The sequence below is a fragment of the Enterobacter quasiroggenkampii genome, from assembly GCF_043972695.1.
GTDB lineage: Bacteria > Pseudomonadota > Gammaproteobacteria > Enterobacterales > Enterobacteriaceae > Enterobacter > Enterobacter quasiroggenkampii.
This window is the reverse complement of the sequence record NZ_CP143745.1, coordinates 188,693-214,212: the sequence shown is the minus strand read 5'-3', so window position 1 is coordinate 214,212 and position 25,520 is coordinate 188,693. Positions and strand designations below refer to the sequence as shown.

The 25,520-nt window shown below is 57.0% G+C and carries 26 protein-coding genes; 18 read left to right on the top strand and 8 right to left on the bottom strand.

Annotated features, from left to right (window positions below):
• The first annotated feature begins 78 nt into the window (after positions 1-78).
• From pilM to trpS, 12 genes are all read left to right on the top strand, one after another.
• A complete protein-coding gene (pilM, locus tag V1572_RS01165; RefSeq protein WP_395299640.1) occupies positions 79-855 on the top strand; it encodes a pilus assembly protein PilM in 777 nt (258 codons plus the stop codon).
• Positions 852-1,346 carry a PilN domain-containing protein gene (locus V1572_RS01160; protein ID WP_395299639.1) on the top strand — a complete coding sequence of 165 codons (495 nt, stop codon included), beginning with the start codon at positions 852-854 and terminating at the stop codon, positions 1,344-1,346. Before pilM ends, V1572_RS01160 begins: the two co-directional genes overlap by 4 nt.
• Positions 1,347-1,349: 3 nt before the next feature.
• Positions 1,350-1,805 (top strand): HofO, encoded by a 456-nt coding sequence (locus tag V1572_RS01155; protein WP_395299638.1) that lies wholly within the window; start codon positions 1,350-1,352, stop codon positions 1,803-1,805.
• Positions 1,795-2,199, top strand: a complete 405-nt coding sequence (locus tag V1572_RS01150) for a HofP DNA utilization family protein (protein ID WP_048226373.1) — start codon at positions 1,795-1,797, stop codon at positions 2,197-2,199. The genes V1572_RS01155 and V1572_RS01150 overlap by 11 nt, the downstream gene beginning before the upstream one ends.
• The gene (gene hofQ, locus V1572_RS01145) at positions 2,111-3,349 is read left to right on the top strand and encodes a DNA uptake porin HofQ (protein ID WP_395299637.1); all 1,239 of its coding nucleotides are present in this window, start codon (positions 2,111-2,113) and stop codon (positions 3,347-3,349) included. The genes V1572_RS01150 and hofQ overlap by 89 nt, the downstream gene beginning before the upstream one ends.
• A 286-nt stretch (positions 3,350-3,635) precedes the next feature.
• Positions 3,636-4,157 carry a shikimate kinase AroK gene (gene aroK, locus V1572_RS01140; RefSeq protein ID WP_003861630.1) on the top strand — a complete coding sequence of 174 codons (522 nt, stop codon included), beginning with the start codon at positions 3,636-3,638 and terminating at the stop codon, positions 4,155-4,157.
• Positions 4,158-4,214: 57 nt separating this feature from the next.
• Positions 4,215-5,303, top strand: a complete 1,089-nt coding sequence (gene aroB, locus V1572_RS01135; RefSeq protein WP_024907920.1) for a 3-dehydroquinate synthase — start codon at positions 4,215-4,217, stop codon at positions 5,301-5,303.
• 92 nt (positions 5,304-5,395) lie between these two features.
• Positions 5,396-6,697: a cell division protein DamX gene (gene damX, locus V1572_RS01130; RefSeq protein WP_395299636.1), complete on the top strand. Its 1,302-nt coding sequence runs from the start codon at positions 5,396-5,398 to the stop codon at positions 6,695-6,697.
• 67 nt (positions 6,698-6,764) lie between these two features.
• Positions 6,765-7,577, top strand: a complete 813-nt coding sequence (dam, locus tag V1572_RS01125; protein ID WP_045909331.1) for an adenine-specific DNA-methyltransferase — start codon at positions 6,765-6,767, stop codon at positions 7,575-7,577.
• 41 nt (positions 7,578-7,618) lie between these two features.
• Entirely contained in the window at positions 7,619-8,296 is a 678-nt protein-coding gene (gene rpe, locus V1572_RS01120; protein ID WP_008503032.1) for a ribulose-phosphate 3-epimerase, read from the top strand.
• Positions 8,289-9,050: a phosphoglycolate phosphatase gene (gene gph / locus V1572_RS01115; protein ID WP_045909330.1), complete on the top strand. Its 762-nt coding sequence runs from the start codon at positions 8,289-8,291 to the stop codon at positions 9,048-9,050. The genes rpe and gph overlap by 8 nt, the downstream gene beginning before the upstream one ends.
• Positions 9,043-10,047 (top strand): tryptophan--tRNA ligase, encoded by a 1,005-nt coding sequence (trpS, locus tag V1572_RS01110; RefSeq protein WP_045909329.1) that lies wholly within the window; start codon positions 9,043-9,045, stop codon positions 10,045-10,047. The genes gph and trpS overlap by 8 nt, the downstream gene beginning before the upstream one ends.
• Positions 10,048-10,189: 142 nt before the next feature.
• Here the strand turns inward: trpS and V1572_RS01105 are convergent, their stop codons facing one another.
• From V1572_RS01105 to nirB, 4 genes are all read right to left on the bottom strand, one after another.
• Positions 10,190-10,360: a YhfL family protein gene (locus V1572_RS01105; RefSeq protein ID WP_008503029.1), complete on the bottom strand. Its 171-nt coding sequence runs from the start codon at positions 10,358-10,360 to the stop codon at positions 10,190-10,192.
• A gap of 137 nt (positions 10,361-10,497) precedes the next feature.
• Complete coding sequence (gene cysG / locus V1572_RS01100; protein ID WP_008503028.1) at positions 10,498-11,871, bottom strand: siroheme synthase CysG; 1,374 nt, start codon at positions 11,869-11,871, stop codon at positions 10,498-10,500.
• A 134-nt stretch (positions 11,872-12,005) separates the two neighbouring features.
• Positions 12,006-12,332 carry a nitrite reductase small subunit NirD gene (nirD, locus tag V1572_RS01095; RefSeq protein WP_008503027.1) on the bottom strand — a complete coding sequence of 109 codons (327 nt, stop codon included), beginning with the start codon at positions 12,330-12,332 and terminating at the stop codon, positions 12,006-12,008.
• Positions 12,329-14,872, bottom strand: coding sequence for a nitrite reductase large subunit NirB (gene nirB / locus V1572_RS01090; protein ID WP_229226605.1), 2,544 nt, complete (start codon positions 14,870-14,872; stop codon positions 12,329-12,331). Before nirB ends, nirD begins: the two co-directional genes overlap by 4 nt.
• 239 nt (positions 14,873-15,111) lie before the next feature.
• Between nirB and V1572_RS01085 the strand changes: the two genes are divergently transcribed.
• The gene (locus tag V1572_RS01085) at positions 15,112-16,413 is read left to right on the top strand and encodes a cytosine deaminase (protein ID WP_395299635.1); all 1,302 of its coding nucleotides are present in this window, start codon (positions 15,112-15,114) and stop codon (positions 16,411-16,413) included.
• Positions 16,414-16,431: 18 nt separating this feature from the next.
• On the opposite strand, the gene tsgA is transcribed toward V1572_RS01085, so the two are convergent.
• On the bottom strand, positions 16,432-17,616 hold the full coding sequence (gene tsgA, locus V1572_RS01080; protein WP_021242206.1) for an MFS transporter TsgA: 1,185 nt from the start codon (positions 17,614-17,616) through the stop codon (positions 16,432-16,434).
• 278 nt (positions 17,617-17,894) lie between these two features.
• On the opposite strand from tsgA, the gene ppiA reads away from it, so the two are divergent.
• The 4 genes from ppiA (at position 17,895) to V1572_RS01060 (ending at position 21,062) form a co-directional block, all read left to right on the top strand.
• Positions 17,895-18,467 (top strand): peptidylprolyl isomerase A, encoded by a 573-nt coding sequence (gene ppiA / locus V1572_RS01075; protein ID WP_014885514.1) that lies wholly within the window; start codon positions 17,895-17,897, stop codon positions 18,465-18,467.
• 106 nt (positions 18,468-18,573) lie between these two features.
• Positions 18,574-19,158 (top strand): putative adenosine monophosphate-protein transferase Fic, encoded by a 585-nt coding sequence (locus tag V1572_RS01070; protein WP_063622735.1) that lies wholly within the window; start codon positions 18,574-18,576, stop codon positions 19,156-19,158.
• Positions 19,159-19,188: 30 nt separating this feature from the next.
• Complete coding sequence (gene pabA, locus V1572_RS01065; protein ID WP_395299634.1) at positions 19,189-19,752, top strand: aminodeoxychorismate synthase component 2; 564 nt, start codon at positions 19,189-19,191, stop codon at positions 19,750-19,752.
• A gap of 86 nt (positions 19,753-19,838) precedes the next feature.
• Positions 19,839-21,062, top strand: coding sequence for an aspartate aminotransferase family protein (locus V1572_RS01060; protein WP_395299633.1), 1,224 nt, complete (start codon positions 19,839-19,841; stop codon positions 21,060-21,062).
• Here the strand turns inward: V1572_RS01060 and V1572_RS01055 are convergent.
• Together V1572_RS01055 and crp are read right to left on the bottom strand one after the other, a co-directional pair.
• Positions 21,059-23,146, bottom strand: coding sequence for a YccS/YhfK family putative transporter (locus V1572_RS01055; protein WP_395299973.1), 2,088 nt, complete (start codon positions 23,144-23,146; stop codon positions 21,059-21,061). The genes V1572_RS01060 and V1572_RS01055 overlap by 4 nt on opposite strands.
• A 57-nt stretch (positions 23,147-23,203) precedes the next feature.
• The gene (crp, locus tag V1572_RS01050; RefSeq protein WP_000242758.1) at positions 23,204-23,836 is read right to left on the bottom strand and encodes a cAMP-activated global transcriptional regulator CRP; all 633 of its coding nucleotides are present in this window, start codon (positions 23,834-23,836) and stop codon (positions 23,204-23,206) included.
• A 311-nt stretch (positions 23,837-24,147) separates the two neighbouring features.
• Here crp and V1572_RS01045 point away from each other — a divergent pair, with 311 nt between their 5' ends.
• Positions 24,148-24,552, top strand: coding sequence for an OsmC family protein (locus V1572_RS01045; protein ID WP_014885509.1), 405 nt, complete (start codon positions 24,148-24,150; stop codon positions 24,550-24,552).
• A 95-nt stretch (positions 24,553-24,647) separates the two neighbouring features.
• Here the strand turns inward: V1572_RS01045 and V1572_RS01040 are convergent, their stop codons facing one another.
• Positions 24,648-25,517 carry a phosphoribulokinase gene (locus V1572_RS01040; RefSeq protein ID WP_395299632.1) on the bottom strand — a complete coding sequence of 290 codons (870 nt, stop codon included), beginning with the start codon at positions 25,515-25,517 and terminating at the stop codon, positions 24,648-24,650.
• Positions 25,518-25,520: the final 3 nt, after the last annotated feature.

The following is a 25,520-nucleotide window of genomic DNA, read 5'->3' as shown; positions in this document are numbered from 1 at the left end:
ATCGCGCGGTAGTATAAAGGCAAGCCTGATTCATTGATATAGCCGTCAGGGCGACGGGCGATAAGGAGATCGTGAAGCATGGCCTTCAAAACATGGCAAACGGGCGTTCATATTCAACAGGATAGGGTGCTGATCGTGGCGCTGGCCCGGGAGAAGTCCGGCTGGCGCCTGCGGCGCTGGTGGGCAATCCCGCTGGCCAAAAACATCATTCGTGACGGCAAAATTTGTCAGCCAGAACAGCTGGTTGATGCGTTACGCGACTGGCGAAAAACGCTGCCGCACGCCCATCGGGTGTTCCTCTCTTTTCCGGCAGCACGCACCCTGCAGCGGTCGCTTCCCCGTCCAACCGTTGCGCTGCGCGACAGCGAGCAGCTCTCATGGCTTGGCGCCGCGCTCGCCCGCGAGCTGGAGATGTCTGCCGATACGCTCTGTTTCGATTACGCGCAGGATACTTTCAGCAATACCTTTCAGGTGACGGCCGCACAAAACAACGAGGTCGACACCCTTCTGGCGCTGGCGAAAACGCTGCGTTTGCGGCTGGTGACCATTACCCCGGATGCCAGCGCGCTGACGAATCTTCTTCCTGCGCTGGCACCGGCGCAGTGCGTCGCCTGGCGGGACGATCGGCAGTGGCTCTGGGCAATGCGCCACCAGTGGGGACGCCGCTTAACTACCGAAGCAGAAAACGTGGCCGAACTGGCGGCGCTGCTGGCTCTGGGGCCAAATGACATCGCGCTGTTTGATCGCCAACGTGACCCGTGGGAAATCCTGGCGCGCTGTCATGCTCCGCTGCCGGAATGCGGCGCTGATTATACCGTTGCGCTGGCGTTGGCCATGAGCGAGGTGCCCGAATGAGCATCCTGAACTTTCTGCCCTGGCGACAGCAGCGGCGCACGCGATGCCTGCGTTTCTGGGGCGCAATGTGTGTCGGCACAGTGCTATTGCTGTTCGTGGTCTTTTTCTGTCTGCGGATGAACCATCTCGTGAGGCTGCGCGCGCTGCAAACGGATCTGACGGGAATGCAGACCGTGCAGCACGCGCTTGTCGCCCGACAAAGACTGACCGCACAGGCGCAAATGCCCGTGCAGACCCTGCAACGACGCGCATGGCAACCGGTGCTGTCCTCCCTTTCCAGCGCCATTCCGGCACAGGTCTGGCTGACAGAGCTGCGCTATCAGCCGCCTGCGCTGATATTGACCGGTTATGCCATCACCCTGCCGGCCCTTTCTGCCCTGCGCGATAGGCTGGGACAACTCGCGGGCTTTACGTCCGGGACGGCGGGCGAGCTTCGACAGGATAGTCGGGGGCACTGGCTGTTTACGCTGCATCTCAAAAGCGAGGAGTAACGCGTGGATACCCTGGTAGAACGCTGGTGCGAAAGCCGTTCCCGGCATCGGGTACTCTGCTGGTGCCTGGGGAGTCTCCTTGCAGGACTGGTCGCGTGGGGGTCGTTGCTCAGACCGGTAGACAAGCAGTGTGCTGAACAACAACGCCAGCTGATTGAAGATGTGAGGACGAACGCGGCGTTATGGCCTGCCGTCAGAAAGGTGCCGTTTCGTCCGGACGCTGTAAAAGCACGGGCGCTGACGCCGTTCTCCCCCCTCGATTTTCAGGGCGATGAGACGACGCTGGTTCACTGGAAGCCGCTGCAAAATGGAGGGGAGCTGGCGCTGGATGCGGAGTGGCAGGCCATTCCTGAGCTTTTTTCCCGGCTGGCACAGCAGGATGTGCAGATCGCGGCTTTCACGATTTCGCCACAAGGTTCGGCGTTACGCCTGCGGCTGGAGCTGGAACATGCGGAATAGCGCGCGATTTTTGCTGGTTTGCTCAGTGCTGCTATTAACCGGTATGCGCGATCCGTTTCGTCCCCCGGACGATCCTTGCGCCATTGGCGAGCTGGCGCAGTGGCACTTTCGCGGCATGGTGGAAGGGCAGGAGACTATCGGCATTTTACAGGATGGGCAAAAGCGCTGGTACCGGCTGAAAACGCATGAGCGCTTCCCGTCAGGCTGGAGGATAACAGCCATCAATGCAGCGGAGCTGGCAGTTGATGTGGGTGACACCTGTGACCCGGGAAAATGGACGTGGCAACGAGAAGGAACGGACAAAAATGAATTTACGGATAATGCTGTGGCTGCTGGCGTTCAGCCATCCCCTGTGGGCCGCCGAGCCAAAACCGGTCACGCTGGTGGTGGATGACGTTCCTGTGGTTCAGGTGTTACAGGCCCTGGTCGCACAGGAGAATCGTAATCTGGTGGTATCGCCTGATGTCAGCGGCACGCTTTCGCTAAACCTGACGCGTGTCCCCTGGCGGCAGGCGCTACGGACGGTTGTCACCAGTGCCGGACTCGTCTTGCGCGAGGAAGGCGGCATTTTTTATGTGCATACCGCGGCCTGGCAGCGTGAGCAGCGGGAGCGTTCAGATCAGGAACAGGCGCGTCGACAGCTTGATGCCCCGCTGGTCACTCAGGGCATTCCCTTTTCCTATGCCGATGCCGGGGAGCTGCAAAAAGCCGCGGAAAAACTCCTGAGCCCAAAGGGGAGTTTGTCTGTCGACACGCGTACCAACCGTCTGCTGATCCGCGATAACCAGACGGTGGTGGAAACGCTGCAGCGCTGGGCCGCCCAGATGGATATTCCCATCGAGCAGGTCGAGCTGGCGGCGCATATTGTGACCATTAACGAAAAAAGCCTGCGTGAGCTGGGGGTGAAGTGGAATCTCGCCGACGCGACCGACGCGGGCAAGGTTGGACAGCTCACGACGCTGGGCAGCGATCTTTCCGTCGCCAGCGCCGCCAGCCACGTGGGTTTTAATATCGGGAGGATCAATGGTCGGCTGCTGGATCTGGAGCTCTCAGCGCTGGAGCAAAAACAGCAGGTCGATATCATCGCCAGCCCGCGGCTGCTGGCCTCGCACGGGCAACCGGCCAGTATCAAGCAGGGCAGCGAGATTCCGTATCAGGTCTCAAGCGGGGAAAGCGGCGCCACCTCCGTTGAGTTTAAAGAGGCGGTACTCGGAATGGAGGTCACACCGGTGGTCTTACCGGGGGGACGCGTGCGCCTGAAACTACACATCAGCGAAAATATGCCGGGACAGGTTCTGCAGCAGGCCGATGGCGAAACGCTGGCTATCGACAAGCAGGAGATAGAAACCCAGGTGGAGGTAAAAAGTGGAGAAACGCTGGCGTTGGGCGGAATTTTTTCCCAGAAGAACAAAACCGGCAGTGACAGCGTACCCGGTCTGGGAAGCATCCCCTGGATTGGGTCGCTTTTTCGTCATGACGGGAAAGACAACGAACGGCGTGAATTAGTGGTGTTTATTACACCACGTCTGGTCGGTATTCGCTGACGGGTAACGATCCCCGCAATGATTTTGCATTCAGTTTGTTGCAGATGTTTGACGTGGGGCATGAATTAGCATACAAGGAGTACCGATTTGAGTTGGACTTACGTCTTATTACCTTATGCGCCCGGCGCGGTGATTTAATCAGTTGCCAAACAAGCCGGAGTATTGAGATAATTTTTAGTCTGACTCTCGCTCTATTGCATATGAGGTTTCAGTTCATGTCCTGCTACGCCGGGTGTCTGCGAAGCGGGGATTACCATTAACGAATAGTCTTAGTAGTACCGATAAAATGGCAGAGAAACGCAATATCTTTCTGGTTGGGCCTATGGGTGCCGGCAAAAGCACTATTGGGCGTCAGTTAGCTCAACAACTCAATATGGAATTTTACGATTCTGATCAAGAGATTGAGAAACGAACCGGAGCTGATGTGGGCTGGGTTTTCGACGTAGAAGGCGAAGAAGGTTTCCGTGACCGAGAAGAAAAAGTGATCAACGAACTCACGGAAAAACAGGGCATCGTTCTGGCAACAGGCGGCGGCTCTGTGAAATCTCGCGAAACCCGCAACCGTCTCTCCGCCCGTGGCGTAGTGGTCTATCTTGAGACGACCATTGAGAAACAGCTGGCACGTACGCAGCGCGATAAAAAGCGCCCGCTGCTGCAGGTTGAAACGCCACCACGCGAAGTTCTGGAAGCGTTGGCCGATGAACGCAATCCGCTGTATGAAGAGATTGCTGATGTGACCATTCGTACTGACGACCAGAGCGCTAAAGTGGTTGCAAACCAGATTATTCATATGCTGGAAAGCAACTGATTCTGGCTTTATATACACTCGCCTGCGGGTAAAAGCATTAAAGGTGGATGTCGCGTCATGGAGAGGATTACAGTTACTCTCGGGGAACGTAGTTACCCTATCACCATCGCGGCTGGTTTGTTTAACGACCCAGCTTCCTTTTTACCACTGAAAGCGGGTGATCAGGCGATGCTGGTCACCAATGAGACGCTGGCTCCGCTTTATCTCGACCGTGTGCGCCACCTGCTTGAGCAGGCGGGCGTAAAAGTCGACAGTGTGATTCTCCCCGATGGCGAGCAGTATAAAAGCCTGACGGTACTGGATACCGTCTTTACCGCATTGCTGCAAAAACCGCATGGTCGCGATACAACACTGCTTGCCCTGGGCGGCGGTGTTGTGGGCGATCTGACCGGCTTTGCGGCCGCAAGCTATCAGCGTGGCGTCCGTTTTATTCAAATTCCAACCACGTTGCTGTCCCAGGTCGACTCCTCTGTCGGTGGCAAAACGGCAGTGAACCATCCGCTCGGTAAAAACATGATTGGCGCGTTCTACCAGCCCGCGTCGGTGGTGGTGGATCTCGACTGTCTGAAAACGCTGCCGAAGCGCGAACTGGCTTCGGGTCTGGCGGAAGTGATCAAATACGGCATTATTCTGGACGGTGAGTTCTTTAGCTGGCTTGAAGAGAATATGGATGCGTTGCTGGGCCTCGATGAGGCTAAACTGGCATACTGCATTCGTCGTTGCTGTGAGCTGAAAGCAGAAGTTGTTGCCGCAGACGAGCGTGAAACGGGCTTACGTGCTTTACTGAATCTTGGGCATACGTTTGGTCACGCGATTGAAGCCGAAATGGGCTACGGCAACTGGCTGCACGGTGAAGCCGTCGCGGCCGGCATGGTGATGGCTGCCCGCACCTCTGAACGTCTCGGACAGTTCAAACCGGAAGAGACGGCACGTATCATTGCGCTGCTTGAGCGTGCTGGTTTGCCGGTGACCGGGCCGCAGGAGATGTCGGCGCAAGCGTATTTACCCCACATGATGCGCGATAAAAAAGTATTGGCAGGTGAGATGCGTCTTGTACTCCCGCTTGCAATAGGGAAGAGTGAAGTACGCGGCGGAGTGCCGCACGATGTCGTTCTTGGCGCTATCGCTGACTGTCAGCAGGCGTAACAACTAGAAAGGTCAGGCCACTGTCGCAGGTGGTCGTTTAGCTTCAGGTGAAATGCAAAGTCGTTGGCATAAGCCTTTGAGTGGGGTGTTAAATGGATGAATTCAAACCAGAAGACGAGCTGAAACCCGATCCCAGCGATCGTCGTACTGGTCGTTCTCGTCAATCTTCAGAACGTGATAACGAGCCGCAGATCAACTTTGACGATGTTGATCTGGATGCAGACGATCGTCGTCCTTCGCGCAGCCGCAACGCGCACGAAGAGCGAGCAGAAGAGGATTATGAGTCCGAAGAAGATTCAATGGACGAACAGCCTGTAGAGCGTCGCCCGCGTAAACGTAAAAAAGCCGCTGCGCCAAAACCGGCTTCCCGCCAGTATATTATGATGGGCCTTGGCGTTCTGGTGCTTGTGCTGCTGATTGTCGGCATTGGCTCCGCGCTTAAAGCACCGTCAACGAACACAACCGAGCAAACGGCTTCCGCTGAGAAGAGCATCAACCTTTCCGGTAACGATGCGTCCGACCAGGCGAATGGTGCACAGCCAGCGCCGGGTGCCACTTCTGCTGAGCAGACCGCAGGGAACACCACAGCGCCGCAGGATGTTTCTCTGCCGCCTGTTTCTTCAACCCCTGCTCAGGGTCAGGCATCTGCTGCGCCTGAAGGTCAGCAGCGTGTGGAAGTTCAGGGAGACCTGAATAATGCGCTGACGCAGCCGCAGAACCAGCAGCAGGTTGATAACGTCGTGGTTAACTCTACGCTGCCAACTGAACCTGCAACCGTTGCCCCGGTTCGCGGTGGTAACGCTCAGCCGCAAACGGCTGCGACGGAAACCAAACCGCGCCAGACGCAGACTGCGACACGTCCTGAACGTAAGCAGGCGGTGATTGAGCCTAAGCGTGAAACCAAACCTCAGGCAGTGGTGAAAGCGCCTGAAGTGAAAGCTGTTCCGGCGCAGCCGAAACACACTGAAACGGCTGCAGTGAGCGAGCCTGCTAAAGCGCCCGTCACGCAGACTGCGCCGAAAGCCACGGCGACCACCACGGCACCGGCTGCCACAGCGGCGCCAGCAGCGACGGCAACAGCCTCCAGCAGCGCGGCAGGTAAAACGGCAGGCAACGTTGGATCGCTGAAATCAGCGCCATCCAGCAACTACACGCTGCAGCTGAGCAGTTCGTCCAACTATGACAACCTCAACAGTTGGGCGAAGAAATCAAATCTGAAAAACTACGTTGTTTATCAGACGACCCGTAACGGTCAGCCGTGGTATGTGCTGGTGAGCGGTGTTTATTCGTCCAAAGATGAAGCAAAACGTGCCGTAGCGGCGCTGCCAGCTGACGTTCAGGCGAAGAACCCATGGGCGAAGCCGATTCATCAGGTTCAGGCCGATCTGAAGTAATGTTTAAAGCGCAGGATGCTGTCGGAGCTTTCTCCACAGCCGGAGAAGGTGTAATCAGTTAGTCAGCATGAAAAAAAATCGCGCTTTTCTGAAATGGGCAGGGGGGAAATACCCCCTGCTCGATGATATTAAAAAGCACCTGCCTAAAGGCGAGTGCCTTATCGAACCTTTCGTGGGTGCGGGGTCGGTGTTTCTCAACACCGATTTTTCTCGTTATATCCTGGCGGATATCAACAGCGACCTTATCAGCCTCTATAACATCGTTAAGCTGCGTACCGATGAGTATGTCGCCGAGGCGCGCAAACTGTTTACGCCCGAGAACAATAATCCGGACGTTTACTACCAGTTCCGCGCGGAGTTTAACCAAAGCCAGGATCCGTTCCGCAGAGCCCTGCTGTTCCTCTATCTCAACCGGCATGGTTACAACGGCCTGTGCCGGTATAATCTACGTGGGGAATTTAACGTGCCGTTTGGCCGCTATAAGCGCCCGTATTTCCCACAGGACGAGCTGTATCACTTTGCCGAAAAAGCGCAGAACGCGGAGTTCCATTGCCTCTCCTATGAAGAGTGTATGGAACTGGCTGGCGTAAATTCGGTGGTTTACTGTGACCCGCCATACGCGCCGCTGTCTGCGACGGCGAACTTCACCGCCTATCACACTAACAGCTTTAGCCCTGCCGAGCAGGCGCGCCTGGCGGAGATGGCGGAAAAGCTGGTCAGCAAAAGAATTCCGGTGTTAATTTCGAATCACGACACGCCTGATACGCGCGAATGGTACAAAGCCGCGAAGCATTTTCAGGTTAAGGTGCGGCGTAGCATTAGCAGCAACGGCGGCACACGTAAAAAGGTGGACGAACTCCTGGCTCTTTATCGCCCCTGAGCCGTTTTGCCCGCCGGTAAACACATTTCAAGGAGAAGCGGATGAAACAGTTTTTGATTGCTCCCTCAATTCTGTCGGCCGATTTTGCCCGCCTGGGTGAAGACACTGCCAACGCACTGGCGGCTGGCGCGGATGTCGTCCATTTCGACGTGATGGATAACCACTACGTTCCAAACCTGACCATCGGTCCGATGGTGCTCAAGGCGCTGCGTAACTATGGCATTACCGCCCCGATCGACGTTCACCTGATGGTGAAACCGGTTGATCGCATCGTGCCTGACTTCGCCGCGGCGGGTGCCAGCATCATCACCTTCCATCCGGAAGCCTCTGAACATGTGGATCGCACGCTGCAGCTGATCAAAGAGAACGGCTGTAAAGCGGGTCTGGTGTTTAACCCAGCCACGCCGCTGAGCTATCTCGACTATGTCATGGACAAGCTGGACGTGATCCTGCTGATGTCCGTTAACCCGGGCTTTGGCGGCCAGTCATTCATCCCTCACACGCTGGATAAGCTGCGTGAAGTCCGCCGTCGTATTGACGAGTCAGGCTACGATATTCGTCTGGAAGTGGACGGCGGCGTGAAAGTGAATAACATTGGTGAAATTGCGGCGGCAGGCGCGGATATGTTCGTTGCCGGTTCAGCCATTTTCGACCAACCGGATTACAAAAAAGTCATCGATGAAATGCGCCGCGAGCTGGCGAAGGTAAGTCATGGATAAATTACAGGCTATTCGGGGTGTGGCATTCGACCTCGACGGCACGCTGGTTGACAGCGCGCCGGGCTTAACGAGCGCCGTTGACCAGGCGCTGTATGCACTTGAACTCCCCGTTGCGGGTGAAGAGCGTGTCGTCACGTGGATTGGCAACGGCGCCGATGTTCTGATGGAGCGCGCGTTGACGTGGGCGCGTCAGGAGCGTGCGTCACAGCGTTCCGCCCAGGGGAAACCGAGCGTCGATCACGCGGACATCCCGCAGGAAGAGCAGCTGCGTATTCTGCGCAAACTGTTCGATCGTTTCTATGAAGAGACCGTCGAGGAGGGCAGCTTCCTGTTCCCGGACGTTCAGGAAACGCTGAGTGCGCTGCACGCGAAGGGCATCCCGCTGGGTCTGGTGACCAACAAACCCACGCCGTTTGTCGCACCGCTGCTCGACGCGCTCGATATCGCGAAGTTTTTCTCCGTGATTGTGGGCGGCGACGATGTGCAAAACAAAAAGCCTCATCCGGAACCGCTGCTGCTGGTGGCAGGAAAATTATCCTTAACGCCTGCGGAGCTGCTCTTTGTCGGCGATTCACGCAATGATATTCTGGCTGCCCGCGCGGCCGGGTGTCCTTCCGTGGGGTTAACCTATGGCTACAACTACGGTGAAGCCATCACGCTGAGTGAGCCGGACGTCGTTTTCGACCACTTCAAAGATTTGTTGCCCGCACTCGGGCTTTCGCACAGTGAACATCAGGAATTGAATAATGACTAAGCCCATCGTTTTTAGTGGCGCACAGCCTTCAGGTGAATTGACCATTGGTAACTACATGGGTGCGTTACGTCAGTGGGTCAGCATGCAGGATGACTACCATTGCATTTACTGCATCGTCGATCTCCATGCGATTACCGCGCGTCAGGATCCTGAGAAGCTGCGCAAAGCCACGCTGGACACCCTGGCGCTGTACCTGGCCTGCGGTATTGATCCAGAGAAGAGCACCATCTTCGTTCAGTCTCACGTGCCGGAGCACGCGCAGCTGGGTTGGGCGCTGAACTGCTACACCTATTTCGGCGAGCTGAGCCGCATGACGCAGTTCAAGGATAAATCCGCGCGCTACTCTGAAAACATCAACGCCGGTCTGTTTGACTATCCGGTGCTGATGGCGGCAGACATTCTGCTGTACCAGACTAACCAGGTCCCGGTGGGTGAAGACCAGAAGCAGCACCTGGAGCTGAGCCGCGATATCGCCCAGCGCTTTAATGCGATCTACGGCGATGTGTTTAAAGTGCCTGAGCCTTTCATTCCGAAGTCCGGCGCGCGCGTGATGTCGCTGCTGGAGCCGACCAAGAAGATGTCCAAGTCTGACGATAACCGCAACAACGTTATCGGCCTGCTGGAAGATCCGAAATCGGTGGTGAAAAAACTCAAGCGTGCGGTGACCGATTCCGACGAGCCGCCTGTTGTGCGCTACGACGTGCAGAACAAAGCGGGCGTCTCCAACCTGCTGGATATCCTCTCCGGCGTCACCGGCCAGAGCATCCCTGAGCTGGAAAAACACTTCGAAGGCAAGATGTACGGCCACCTGAAAGGCGAAGTGGCAGATGCCGTTTCCGGCATGCTGACCGAGCTGCAGGAGCGTTATCACCGCTACCGTAACGACGAAGCTTTCCTGCAGAAAGTGATGAAAGAGGGCGCGGAAAAAGCCAGCGCGCGCGCGTCCGAAACCCTGAAAGCGGTGTACAACGCGATTGGGTTTGTTGCGAAGCCTTGAGTCTGCTTGCCGGGTGGCGCTAACGCTTACCCGGCCTACAGGATCGTGTAGGTCGGGTAAGGCAAAGCCGCCACCCGACAAAAACACACTCTCCAAAACTAAAAAACCGGGACACCCCGGTTTTTTTACGCCTGTAAAACGCTTACTGCTGCGCTGCCGGGCCGCAACCACCGATGATTTTCGAAATGGAGATCGCCGGGTGCAGCAGATAATCGTAGCTGCAATTATTTTTGGTGTTCTGTACGTGACCGGTGCAGGCCGTCAGCGTCGATAACAGGCCAACCAGAACGGCGGCTTTTGCCAGTTTGAACATATGCATTCCTTGTCTAAAAAATGGATGTAATACGAGGGAATAAATGGAAAAGTTCCACTATGCGGGCGGTATGTTATCGGTAGGCGTAAGAGGGGAGTAGTCCGCTTAAGGACTACTCCAGGAAGGAAGAATATGCGTTAGTGATTCGAGAACCAGTTCAGCCTGTCGCGCAGTTCAACCACGCGGCCCACCACAATCAGCGCCGGGCTTTCAACCTGCTGCGCCAGCTCGCCTAACTGCGTCAGCACGCCATCCACCACGCGCTGCGTAATGGCGGTGCCGTTTTCGACAAGCGCGACGGGCATATCCGCATTCATACCGTGCTCCAGCAGCTTCGCCTGAATCGTGGCGGCCTGATTGAGCCCCATGTAGAACACCAGCGTCTGCTTTTCGGCGGCCAGGTTATGCCAGTCCAGCTCGCTGCCGGTCTTCAGGTGGCCCGTCACCAGACGCACGCTCTGGGCGTAGTCGCGATGGGTCAACGGAATGCCAGAGTACGCTGAACAGCCGGATGCCGCCGTAATGCCGGGCACGACAGAGAACGGAATGCCTGCGTCACACAGGGTTTCCAGCTCCTCGCCGCCGCGCCCAAAGATAAACGGATCGCCGCCCTTAAGGCGCACTACGCGTTTACCTTTCTGCGCCTCGCGCAGCAGGATCTGGTTGATCTCTTCCTGCGGCACGCAGTGGTAGCCCGCCCGTTTGCCCACGAAGACGCGGTCGGCATCGCGACGGACCAGATTCATGATGTCATCGGACACCAGACGGTCGTACACCACGATATCCGCCTGCTGGATCTGCTGTAGCCCTTTCAGCGTCAGCAAGCCCGCATCACCGGGGCCTGCGCCCACCAGCACCACTTCGCCGCGATGGTCCAGCGGTTCGCTCAGCAGCTGTTCGGTCGTTTCTTCAACGGCTTTGGTGTCCTGATTCGCCAGCGACTGCGCCAGCCTGTCGTTCACAAAGAATTTTTCCCAGAAGCGACGGCGCTCGCCCACGGTCGCGAAGGTTTGCTTCACGCGTGAACGCAGCTGCCCGGCATAATGCGCAATCTGGCCAAGATGCTGGGGCAACAGGGCTTCCAGTTTTTCCCGCAGCAGACGCGCGAGAACCGGCGAACGTCCCCCGGACGAGACCGCAATCATCAGCGGCGAGCGGTCGATAATCGACGGCATGATAAAGCTGGCCTCTTTCGGCGCATCCACCACGTTGCAGAAGATACGGCGCGCTTCGCAGGCGTCGCTCACGCGCTGGTTCACTTCATCGTCATCCGTCGCGGCAATGGTCAGCCAGCAGGTATCCAGCAGGGATTCATTAAACGCGCCCTGTTCCAGCGTGAGCATCCCTTCCTGAGCCCAAACCTCAAACTGGGGGGCGAAGGACAGGGCATTCACGGTCAGGCGGGCGCCAGCCTCTAACAGCAGGCGCGCTTTGCGCTCGGCCACGTCGCCGCCGCCCACGAGCAGGCAGTCGCGGTTGCGTAATTGACAAAAAATCGGCAGGTGATCCACGACGTTACCTCACAGCATTCATGGCGGGGGAAGAATTGACGTCAGGATAACAGCAGGAATCGTACAGAACATACGGTTTTTCCTGCCGTTACCCATAAGGGGTCATAAGCCTTTCCTATTGAAAAGGCGAGGGGTTACGCTTTCAGCTGCACCTCGCCGTCCTTCACGCGGACGTCGTAGTGTTTGACCGAGAAGCTTTCATCTTCCATGCAGAGTCCGTCGGTTAAGCGGAAACGCTGCTTTTTCAACGGGCTGGCGACCCACAGTTCACCCTGGTGCTCGGCAATCAGGCCGCGGGAGAGCACGCTGGCCTCAAAGAACGGGTCGATATTGCTGATGGCAAAAACCTGTTCATCGTGGCGAGGGCGGAAAATCGCCACCTGCTCGTTGCCCAGCAGCGCACAGACGCCGGTGGCGGGGAGAATGTCGTTAATATTGCAGATGTTTACCCACTGGCTCATGCGTTTTCCTCCACCAGCGTGACCGGAATACGTTCATACGGCGTCGCCGGACGATGCTGTTCGCGCTCCGGTACAACCTGTACGTTCGGGTCGCGCTGGCTGCTGTTGATAAAGTGTTTGAAGCGCGTCTGCGCCGCCGGGGTGTTAACGGTTTCCGTCCACTCGCAGATCACCGCCTCGCGCAGGCGCGCCATCTCCGCTTCCAGATGTTCGTTCAGGCCCAGCTTGTCGTCGATAATGACCGATTTCAGGTAGTCGATGCCGCCTTCGAGGTTATCGAGCCAGGAGGCGGTACGGGTCAGCTTATCGGCGGTACGGATGTAGAACATCATGAAGCGATCGAGATACTGAATCAGCGTGTCACGATCGAGATCCGCCGCCAGCAGGTCCGCATGGCGCGGTTTCATCCCGCCGTTGCCGCACACATACAGGTTCCAGCCTTTCTCGGTGGCAATAATACCCACGTCTTTACCCTGCGCTTCCGCACATTCGCGGGTGCAGCCGGAGACGCCGAACTTCATTTTGTGCGGGGTACGGATGCCTTTGTAGCGGTTTTCCAGCTCTACGCCGAAGCCCACGCTGTCGCCGACGCCGTAGCGACACCAGGTGCTGCCCACGCAGGTTTTCGCCATGCGCAGCGCTTTGGCGTACGCGTGGCCGGTTTCGAAGCCCGCTTCAATCAGCTGACGCCAGATTTCCGGCAGGTCGTCCTTCTGCGCGCCAAACAGGCCGATACGCTGGGAGCCGGTAATTTTGGTGTAGAGGTTAAATTCACGTGCGATACGGCCCACCGCGACCAGCCCTTCCGGCGTGATTTCACCACCCGCCGAGCGTGGAATCACGGAGTAGGTGCCGTCTTTCTGGATGTTGGCCAGGAAGTTGTCGTTGGTGTCCTGCAGCGGCGTATGCTCGGGCTTGAGCACGTACTCGTTCCAGCAGGAGGCCAGCAGGGAGCCGACGGTCGGTTTACACACTTCACAGCCGTAGCCCTGGCCGTGCTTCGCCAGCAGTTCGTCGAAGGACTTAATGCCTTCCACGCGGATCAGGTGATACAGCTCCTGGCGAGAATACGCGAAGTGCTCGCACAGGTTGTTGTTCACTTCGATGCCCTGTTTCGCCAGTTCGGCGTTCAGCACCTGAGTGACCAGCGGAATACAGCCACCGCAGCCAGTACCGGCTTTGGTTTCCGCTTTCAGCGCCGCAACGGTGTGGCACCCTTTGTTGATCGCGGAGATCAGCATGCCTTTGGTCACGTCGAAGCAGGAGCAAATCTGCGCGCTGTCCGGCAGTTTATCCACGCCGATGGACGGCTTGCCGCTGGAGGCGTGCGCCGGGAGGATCAGCGCGTCCGGGTTTTCCGGCAGCTCGATGGCGTTGAGCACCAGCTGGAGCAGGTTACCGAAGTCGCTGGTGTCGCCCACCAGCACCGCGCCGAGCAGGGTTTTGTTGTCCTGGCTGACGATGAGTCGTTTGTAGACCTCTTTGCTTTCGTCCAGATAGACGTAGCTGCGGGAATTCGGGGTGCGGCCGTGCGCATCGCCAATACCGCCTACATCCACGCCCAGCAGCTTCAGCTTGGCGCTCATGTCTGCGCCGGTGAAGGCGTTTTCGTTACCGAGGATATGATCCACGGCGACCTGCGCCATTTTGTAGCCCGGCGCCACCAGGCCGTATACGCGGTTGTTCCAGCTGGCGCATTCGCCGATGGCGTAGATATCCGGATCGGAGGTCTGGCAGGTGTCGTTAATCATGATCCCGCCGCGCTGCGCGACGGCCAGACCGCACTGGGTCGCCAGCTTGTCGCGCGGACGAATACCGGTGGAGAAGACGATGAAGTCCACCTCCAGCTCGCTGCCGTCGGCAAAGCGCATGGTTTTGCGCGCTTCAGTTCCTTCCTGAACGATCTCTTTGGTGTTCTTGCTGGTGTGAACCTTCACGCCCATGCTTTCGATTTTACGACGCAGCTGGTCACCACCCATGTGGTCGAGCTGTTCTGCCATCAGCATCGGGGCAAATTCGATGACGTGGGTTTCCACGCCGAGGTTTTTCAGCGCGCCTGCCGCTTCCAGACCCAGCAGGCCGCCGCCCACCACCGCACCACGTTTGCTGCGACGCGCACAGGATTCGATAGCGTTGAGATCTTCAATGGTACGGTAAACGAAGCAATCCTGTGTTTCCGAGCCTTTAATCGGCGGGATCCACGGGTACGAGCCTGTCGCCATGATCAGCTTGTCGTAAAAAACCGTACGGCCAGCGCTGGAGTGGATCACTTTTTCCTGACGGTTGATGGTGATAGCGCGTTCGCCCACCAGCACTTTTACGCCATGCTTCTCGTAGAAACCTTCGCGCACCAGAGAGAGCTCTTCGGCGGTATGATGGGAGAAGTAGGAAGACAAGTGCACACGATCGTACGCCTTGCGGGGTTCTTCACAGAACACGGTAATATCGAACTGCTCAGCATCGGCCTTATCGAGAAGATCCTCAATAAAGCGGTGGCCGACCATACCGTTACCGATGATAGCGAGTCTGACTTTGCTCATTATTGCCTCGATTTCTTTTCTATTATTGCCTACCTTAACGATTCAGCAGGGGCGCTTATTGATGCAAATCAAATACGTCTTCGCCTACTCCTTAGGTGGTATATGACTGATTTGTCAGGATTTTTATAAGTAGCGGAAATCGCAGGCTTTTCGTGTTCGTTGAATTTGTGTACAACTCAGGGGCGATTTTGCAAAAATCGATACGCCTGAATATCAGCTGCGTTTATGAGGGGAAAGGTATGTCTACATCACCGTTATGGCTTGTTCAGAATGTGCGTTTACCGGGTCGGGATGGGCTGTGGCAACTTGCCATCGAGAACGGGCGATTTGGTGACATCACCCCCATGGACGATACCCACGCCGAAAGTTATGAGGTACTGAACGCGCGCGGTGGTCTCGCTCTCCCACCGTTCATCGAGCCGCATATTCATCTTGATACCACCCAGACGGCGGGGGAGCCGAACTGGAACCAGTCCGGCACGCTGTTCGAAGGCATTGAACGCTGGGCGGAGCGCAAGGCGCTGCTCAGCCATGAGGATGTGAAAGCACGCGCCTGGAAAACGCTGAAGTGGCAAATTGCCAACGGCATCCAGTTTGTTCGTACCCATGTGGATGTCTCTGACCCGATGCTCACCGCCCTGAAGGCGATGCTGGAGGTGAAGCAGGAGGTGGCGCCGTGGGTAACGCTGCAAATCGTTGCGTTTCCGCAGGAAGGTATTCTCTCTTACCCGAACGGCGCGGCGCTGCTGGAAGAGGCGTTAAAACTGGGAGCCGACGTGGTGGGGGCGATACCGCACTTCGAATTTACCCGCGAATATGGCGTCCAGTCGCTGCACATCGCTTTTGAACTGGCGAAGCAGTATGACCGACCGCTGGATATCCACTGCGATGAAATTGACGACGAACAGTCGCGGTTTGTCGAGACGGTGGCCACGCTGGCGTATGAGGCCGGCATCGGCCCGCGCGTGACGGCCAGCCACACCACCGCCATGCACTCCTACAACGGCGCTTACACCTCGCGGCTTTTCCGTCTGCTGAAGATGTCGGGGATTAACTTCGTTGCTAACCCGCTGGTCAACATCCACCTGCAGGGGCGCTTTGATGACTATCCGAAGCGTCGCGGCATCACCCGCGTGAAAGAACTGCAGGAGGCGGGCATTAACGTCTGCTTCGGTCACGACGACGTCTTCGACCCGTGGTACCCGCTCGGCACCGGCAACATGCTGCAGGTGCTGCATATGGGGCTACACGTCTGCCAGATGATGGGCTATCCGCATATCGACAGCGGCCTGAACCTGATCACCCATAACAGCGCCCGTACCTTCGGCCTGAGCGATTACGGTATTGAAACGGGAAACCCGGCAAACCTGATTATTTTGCCTGCGGAGAGCGGGTTTGAAGCGGTGCGCTGTCAGGTGCCGGTGCGCTGGTCGATTCGTCAGGGGCGGATTATCGCCACCACGCAGCTGGCGCAGACCTGGATCCAGATGGATACCGGGGGAGAAGAGGTCAGTTTCGCCAGAAACAGCCCCTCTGCATAATGCAAAGGGGCGCAGGGTTTAGTGCGATGCCGCTGCCGCGTTGTGCTGGCGGTGGCGGGTCACAAAGCCCAGGATGAAGCACATGATGAACACCACGGCGTACAGACCGTTCGCGGTGTGCAGCGCGGCCAGCGGGCCGCTGTGGGCAACGATCGGGCCCGTCACCACGAAGGTCAGCATGGTGCCGATGGTGCCGCAGGTCAGAACGAAGTTAACCAGCTTCGGCGAGGCCACTTTGGTCTGCAGGGAGCCCAGGGTGATGATCGAGGTGTAGATCGCGCTGGAGAAGAAGCCCAGGGTCAGAATGAACCACGGCATATGTTCCGGGGAGCCGTTGATGAACAGATACATCAGCACGGTCGCCAGACCTGCCAGCACGGTCAGAATGCGCTGCAGGTCGAAGAAGCGCAGGATGAAGCTAAACGCCCACATACCGAACATGTAAGACATCCAGAAATCGCTCACCAGTTTACCCGCATCGTTCAGGCTCATGCCCAGACCTTTGGCGTATTCCGGTACCCAGGAGATAAAGCCCAGCTGGCCCAGGATGTAGCACAGGGCGGCGATGGAGAGGAACAGCACGCCGATACCCCATTTCTCTTTCGCCACAGGCTCTGCCGTGGTTTGCGCTTTCTTGCCCAGTACCGGGAACTCGCAGCCGAAGGTCAGAATAAAGATCGCCACGTAGACCAGACCAATGCAGGCATAGACCCAGTACCATTCAATGCTGCGGGCCAGCAGAACGGCCGCGACCATCGGGAAGATCATGCCGGCCATGCTGAAGAAGGAGTCGGTAAACAGCAGGCGCGCGCCGCGCTGGCGGCCTTCATACATATGGGTAATCAGGAATGTACCGATCGACATGGTGATCCCGCTAACCAGGCCGAGCACGAACATGGCGGCAGAGAACAGGGCGATGCTGTGGCTCAGCATCAGCCCCGCCACGGCGGCGACCATCAGCACAAAGCCGAAGCGAAGCTGGGTTTTCAGCGGCACGATTTCCATCAGCCAGGCATTCAGGAAGATAGAGATCAGGATCCCCGCGTTGAGGAAGGTGAAGGTGTTACTCATGCTGGAAACGGGCAGCTGGAAGTAGTCTGCGATATTTCCCATCACCATCCCGGTGACGATCACCAACGCACCGGTCAGGGCGTAGGAGAAGAAGCTGATCCATGTGAGCTTGATGCGATTGCTGTTAGTCATGTCTGGCCTGTTCAGAAAAAGAAAAGCGCCCATCGGGCGCTGAGAGCGGGCAGATTTTAGACATTAAAGTGATCTATTCATATCTTTTAAGAGAAATTAGAAGTTCATTGCAGGTTTTTATGTGATCTCTATCACATAAAAAGGTGATAAAACCAATCGTTTGCGTGGTTACAACTGTTTCAATTTCGTAAAATTAGGTAAAAGGCTGGTCTCCGTTCATACTGCTCTTTAGAATCAAGCCATTCGCTTTTTATACTGCGCTTTGTTAAGGAATTCTCATGCTCAAATCAACACTGGCGGCTGTCGCAGCTGTGTTTGCTCTTTCTGCCGTTTCCCCTGCTGCGCTGGCAGCAAAAGGGGACCCTCACGTTCTGCTGACCACCTCCGCCGGGAATATTGAGCTGGAACTGAATAGCCAGAAAGCTCCGGTTTCTGTGAAAAACTTCCTCGACTATGTGAACAGCGGCTTCTACAACAACACCACCTTCCACCGCGTGATCCCGGGCTTCATGATTCAGGGCGGCGGCTTCAACGAGCAGATGCAGCAGAAACAGCCGAACCCGCCAATCAAAAACGAAGCGGATAACGGCCTGCTGAATAAGCGCGGCACGATCTCTATGGCGCGTACCGCGGACAAAGACAGCGCGACCAGCCAGTTCTTCCTCAACGTGGCGGATAACGCCTTCCTCGACCACGGTCAGCGCGACTTCGGCTATGCCGTTTTCGGTAAAATTGTGAAAGGGATGGACGTCGCCGACAAGATTTCTCAGGTGCCTACTCACGACGTCGGTCCGTACCAGAATGTGCCGTCAAAACCTGTCGTGATCCTCTCCGCAAAAGTTCTGCCGTAATTCTTCTGAACGCGGGCTTCTCCTGCCCGCGTGATGTCGCCCTCCCTGCGAAAGCGCGTTTTGCTGCTTATACTTGTGGCAAACGGACTATTCAGGGAGGCGTTAAGTGAAAAAACTCACCGACAAGCAAAAATCCCGTCTCTGGGAGCAGCAGCGTAGCGTTAACTTTCAGGCCAGTTGTCTCCTTGAGAAAGGTAATGGTCCATCGGATCCCGACATTGAGACCCTGGAGCTTGGGCCTTCCGCGCCCGGGTTACCCCATCTGTGCCTTATTCACCGCCATCTCTACCGCAGAGAGATGAAGCGGGCAGGGGAGTTCCGTACCGACGATATTTTCAAGGGGGATATTCCCTTCTGCCATTTCGAATACATCGAGAAGATGGGGAATGAACTGATGGCGGCGCTGGAAAGCGAAAAGTATCTTGTGGGTCTTGAGAAAGCGGCGTTTGTTGACCGGGTTAGCCACTATTACTGCGAAATCAACATGCTGCACCCGTTTATGCGCGGCAATGGCATTGCCCAACGGGTGTTCTTCGAGCAGCTGGCGCTTCACGCGGGTTACGCGCTGGACTGGCGCGATATCGATCCTGAGCAGTGGGTGACCGCTAACCGCAGCGGCGCAACGGGGGATTTAACCGCGCTAAACGCTATCTTTGCCAAAGTAGTGAGCGAAGCGCGGGAATCTGAGTAGAATAGGGCGGCATTTTTTTCGGGAGCCGCCATGATTCTGCTGATTGATAACTACGATTCCTTCACCTGGAACCTTTACCAGTATTTTTGCGAACTGGGTGCAGAGGTGGTTGTTCGTCGCAACGACGAGATCGAGCTCGCCGATATCGAGACGCTGGCTCCGCAGAAAATCGTGATTTCACCCGGCCCCTGCACGCCGTCGGAATCGGGTATTTCGCTGGAGGTTATCCAGCACTATGCTGGCAGGCTGCCGATCCTGGGCGTCTGCCTGGGTCATCAGGCGATTGCCCAGGCGTTTGGTGCTACCATCGTGCGGGCCGCCAAAGTGATGCACGGTAAAACCTCGCCGGTCACGCACGTGGGCACCGGGGTGTTCACGGGGCTCAATAATCCGTTAACCGTGACGCGCTACCACTCGCTGGTGATTGACCCGCCGACGCTGCCTGACGGCTTTGAGGTGACCGCCTGGAGCGATACGCAGGAGATCATGGGGATTCGCCATCGCGAATGGGATCTCGAGGGCGTGCAGTTCCATCCGGAAAGTATCCTCAGCGAGCAGGGGCACGCGCTGCTGGCAAATTTCCTCCATCGCTGAATATCTGTTGCCTTGCTGTGATTTTTTATGCATATTTTGTGATTATATTTTCACAATTAATGTGACATAAAATGGATGGGCATGACATGGCAACTGAACAACCAGCAATTACCCGCGCAACATTTGATGAAGTAATCCTGCCGATTTATGCACCGGCTGAGTTTATCCCGGTGAAGGGGAAAGGCAGCCGCGTCTGGGATCAGCAGGGTAAAGAGTATGTGGATTTCGCGGGCGGAATTGCGGTCACGGCGCTGGGTCATTGCCATCCCGCGCTGGTGGAGGCGCTGAAAACCCAGGGCGAAACCCTGTGGCACACCAGCAACGTCTTTACCAACGAGCCAGCGCTGCGCCTGGGCCGCAAGATCATTGAGGCGACCTTTGCCGAGCGCGTGCTGTTTATGAACTCCGGCACCGAAGCCAACGAAACCGCCTTTAAGCTGGCGCGCTACTACGCGACTACGCGCCACAGCCCGTATAAAACCAAAATCATCGCCTTCCATAACGCTTTCCACGGGCGCTCCTTCTTTACCGTCTCCGTTGGCGGCCAGCCGAAGTATTCCGACGGGTTTGGCCCGAAGCCGGCCGACATCGTCCACGTGCCGTTTAACGATCTGCACGCGGTGAAAGCGGTGATGGACGACCACACCTGCGCGGTGGTGGTGGAACCTATTCAGGGGGAAGGCGGCGTGACCGCGGCAACCCAGGAGTTCCTGAAAGGGCTGCGAGCGCTGTGCGACGAACATCAGGCGCTGCTGGTCTTTGATGAAGTGCAGTGCGGAATGGGACGTACCGGGGACCTGTTTGCCTATATGCACTACGGCGTGACGCCGGATATTCTGACCAGCGCGAAAGCGCTCGGCGGTGGATTCCCGGTAAGTGCGGTCCTGACGACGCAGGAGATCGCCTCCGCGTTCCACGTCGGTTCTCACGGCTCAACCTACGGCGGTAACCCGCTGGCGAGCGCCGTGGCGGGTGCCGCGTTCGACATCATCAACACACCAGAGGTGTTGAACGGCGTTAGCGCGAAGCGCGAGCTGTTTGTGAAACACCTGAAAAAGATTGATGAGCAGTACGACGTGTTCAGCGAGATCCGTGGGATGGGGCTGCTGATTGGCGCTGAGCTGAAGCCGCAGTACAAGGGCCGCGCGCGTGATTTCCTGCACGCCGCCGCTCGCGAAGGGGTGATGGTGCTCAACGCCGGGCCGGACGTCATGCGCTTTGCGCCGTCGCTGGTGGTGGAAGATAAGGATATTGAAGACGGATTAACCCGCTTTGCCGCGGCGGTTGCGAAGATCGTCCAGCAGAATTAGTACGGCGTTCGTTTCAACACGCGCGTTAACCAAACCCCATGATGCGGACGCTGACGCCATGCCACCGACGAAATGGTGTGCATGGTGTTCAGATGCCCCAGCACGCGCTGTAAATGCTGTTCCAGGGTGCTCATTGGGCCGTGGGTCAGCGTTTCCGGCGCTTCCAGAATATTTGAATCCCCCGACTCACCCGGCGAGTCATACTCCAGACGCTGCTGACACCGCTGCAACGCAATTTCACACGACTGCAAATAGCGCTGCGCCAGATCCGGCGTGAGCATCGTGTGCTCGCGCGCCAGCGTGGTCATAGCGTTAATGTGCTCGACGATAAACTGGCTGTGCGTCACCCAGAGCTTCATATCGGCCAGATAGTGTGAGTTAAAGCCCGGCTCCTGCATCGCCTGGTTGAGCGAGTTAAACAGGGCGTTGTGCGCCTGGTTAACCTTCATGCGCTGATACGCCAGCGGGGAGGGCTGCGGGTCGTCGCTCAGGATCAGGCGAATGGCCTGCTGGTCGGCTTCCAGCGCGTCGTGGGCGTTCTGCCTGAGCAGTCCGCTTTGCCACTGCGGCCAGAGCCAGACCATACCGCCGAAGGCAATCAGGCAGCCGATCAGGGTATCGATCAGCCTGGCTACAATAAACTGTTCGCCATTGAGCGTGAGTAGTTGCAGGGTGTAAACCGCCGTCACCGTGAAGCCCACCATCGCCCAGCCGTAGTTTTTGCGGATAATCAGGTAACTCACCAGCGTGATCGCCAGCATCCCTGCCAGGGTGTAGCCTTCCGGCACGTGGAAGTGCAGCGTCACGCCCGCAATGATCAGCCCGGCCATGGTGCCGCCCGCCCGATGCAGAATACGTACCCGCGTGGCGCCGTAGCCGTTCTGGGTGACAAACAGCACAGTCATTAAGATCCAGTAGGGTTTCGGCAGATGCAGCGCCATGCCCATCAGGCTGGCGGTACTGAGCATCACGCTAATTCGTGCGGCGTTGCGCAGGGCGGACGATTTAAGCGACAGATAGCTCCTGAGCGCGGGCAATAACGGCAGCCGTTTTTGTTTATCCGCCATCAGGTCGCGCGGATAGAGCGGGCGCTGGGTGCGCAGCACGCGGGCGATGCGGCTGAAGTGCCAGGCGGCAAACTGGCCGACCGGGTTATCCGGATGCTGACGGGCGATTTTCTCCAGCGCGCCGAGCTGTTTTTCCATGTTAAATCGCATGGGGTAGCGGTGGTAAAGAATATCGTCTGCCAGCACCCGCAGACGTGCCGAAACGGTCTGCGCGTTCCAGCGGATCACCGCTTCGGCGTGGCTGCGCTCGACCAGCTTTTGCACCTCCTGCGGATGGTGCAGGCTCACGGAGATATGCTCCTGCAGATCCAGCCCGACCTGGAAGGTGCGCAGCAGCCGTTTGTACTCGTGGTTCTTGTTGGCGGCGAGCATATGCAGCTGCTGATAGCACTGGCTTATCAGATCCACCACCTTCTGCTGGCGCGTCAGCAGCGGCGGTAAGGCTTTTTCCGGATCGGTATGCTGGGTCAGCAGGGTGTATTTGGCTTCGCAGTACTCTGCTAGCTGCACATAGAGCAGGCTCAGGGATTCGCGCAGCGGCTGTTCCCGCCACAGCCAGAACCAGAACCAGTTGAACAGCCCGTACCACAGTGTCCCCAGGGCGTAGATCAGCAGCGGCTCCCACACCGGCATATTCCCGGCGAGGCTTAGCGTAAAGATGGCCGCAATCAGCGAAGCGGGAAGCAGGCGAGCGTGCAGCGAACTGATTTCCGCCGTGACGCCGAGCGTCATCGCCAGCACGGTCAGGATCAGCGGCAGCGGGATATCACGAGCCAGTAACAGCTGTACGGCAAGGCTACAGCCGGCAAACAGGCAGCCACCAATAATCAGGCGTTTGAAAAAGCGCTTATGCGGCGTGTCCAGACCGGCGATGTTGCAGCAGGCGGGCACGAGGGAAAACAGCAGGCCTTGCTGAAGGTGTCCGAGGATCAGGCCTATGGCCACGGGTAGACACAACACCAGCGTTTGTCGCAGTGCGTAGTTAACTTCCGGGTGATAAATCAGCCTGCGCCACATGGGGAGTAGAGACAAAAACGGCGTGACACCTTGCGATGGCACGCCGTTTGAGCGGAATTAACGCGTTCCGTAGACCACGATGGTTTTACCGTGGGCGGAAATCAGGTTTTGATCTTCCAGCATTTTCAGGATACGGCCCACTGTTTCACGGGAGCAACCAACGATCTGACCAATTTCCTGACGGGTAATTTTAATTTGCATGCCGTCCGGGTGGGTCATGGCGTCCGGCTGTTTCGCCAGGTTCAGCAGAGTTTGTGCGATGCGGCCCGTCACGTCCAGGAAGGCGAGGTTGCCCACTTTCTCTGAGGTGACCTGCAGGCGGCGCGCCATCTGGGAAGAGAGACGCATCAGAATATCAGGGTTAACCTGAATCAGCTGACGGAACTTCTTGTAAGAAATTTCAGCCACTTCACATGCTGTCTTTGCACGAACCCAGGCGCTACGTTCCTGGCCCTCTTCAAACAGGCCCAGTTCACCGATGAAATCGCCCTGGTTCAGATAAGAAAGGATCATCTCTTTCCCTTCTTCATCTTTGATCAGCACTGCCACCGAGCCTTTAACGATGTAATACAACGTTTCCGCTTTTTCACCCTGGTGAATCAGCGTGCTCTTCGATGGGTACTTATGAATGTGGCAATGAGACAAGAACCATTCGAGAGTCGGGTCTGTTTGCGGTTTGCCAAGCACCATGCGCTGTTATCCTCTGTTATAAGCTGTCACCAGAGTCATCAGATGCATCCGGACTCTGGGGTTGCAATCGAATTCTTACCCATACCCTGGGAAGTCGGCTACCGTAACGTTTCGCAGCCAGTAAAGTTTGATGTCCTCTGCATACATGTGTAACGTCAATGTATTACTGTAGCATCCTGAGTGTTTTAGCATAGCTTTCGCCGCGTGTCTCCTGGTGTCTCGCTTCAGCATGATGCAGGTCGCCTTCCATTGCGAGAAATGTAACGCACGCGTAATCTGTCACCAAAAATGCAACGTTGGAGTTTAAGAATATGCAAGCGCGCGTGAAGTGGGTTGAAGGTTTAACGTTCCTGGGCGAATCCGCGTCAGGGCACCAGATTTTGATGGACGGTAACTCCGGCGATAAAGCGCCCAGCCCAATGGAAATGGTGCTGATGGCGGCAGGGGGATGCAGCGCCATTGACGTGGTGTCGATTCTGCAAAAAGGTCGTCATGACGTGACGGATTGTGAGGTGAAACTGACGTCAGAACGTCGCGAAGAGGCGCCACGCCTGTTCACCCACATTAATCTGCACTTTGTGGTTACCGGTAAGGCGCTGAAAGACGCGGCGGTTTCACGTGCGGTGGACCTGTCTGCCGAGAAGTACTGCTCTGTGGCGTTAATGCTGGAAAAAGCGGTAAAAATTACCCATTCGTATGAAGTGATCGAGGCTTAATCTTTTGGCGGGTGGCGCTTCGCTAACCCGCCCTACAAAAGCTACAACTGCACGAACGTAGGCCGGATAAGCGAAGCGTCATCCGGCAACAGACGTCACGCAATCTGCTTTCCTTCCATCAACCGCTCCACAAGCGGCGTCATGATGAGCTCCATCGCCAGCCCCATTTTTCCGCCCGGCACGACCAATGTATTCATGTGAGAAATAAACGAGCCCTGTAGCATCGCCAGCAGCCAGGGGTAATCAATGCCTTCGAGATTGCGGAAATGGATCACCACAAAGCTCTCATCCAGGGATGGGATACTTTTGGCCGCGAACGGGTTGGAGGTGTCCACCGTCGGCACGCGCTGGAAGTTGATATGGGTGCGGGAGAACTGCGGCGTCAGGAAGTTGATGTAATCTTCCATGGAGCGCACCACCGAGTCCATCACCGCCTCTCGCGAATGGCCGCGTTCGCTCATGTCACGCGTCAGCTTCTGGATCCACTCCAGGTTAACGATAGGCACCACGCCAACCAGCAGGTCCACTTGGCGCGCCACGTCGTGTTGCGGCGTGACCACGCCGCCGTGTAATCCTTCGTAAAACAGCACGTCGGTGGGTTCCGGCAGGGGCTGCCAGGGGGTAAAGGTACCCGGCACCTGATTCCAGGGAACGGCTTCATCATAGGTATGCAGATACTTGCGAGACTGCCCTTTGCCGCTCTGACCGTACTCAATAAAGGTTTGTTCCAGCAGGCCGAAGTCATTGGCTTCCGGACCGAAGTAGCTGATATGTTTTCCCAGATCGCGCGCCTTACGGATGGCCATGTCCATCTCCGGACGCGTGTAGCGGTGAAAGCTGTCGCCTTCGACCTCCGCCGCACGGAGATTCAGCTGGGCGAAAATCTTGCGAAATGCGAGGCTGGTGGTGGTGGTTCCCGCACCACTCGACCCCGTAACGGCAATAACCGGATGTCTGGCAGACATAGC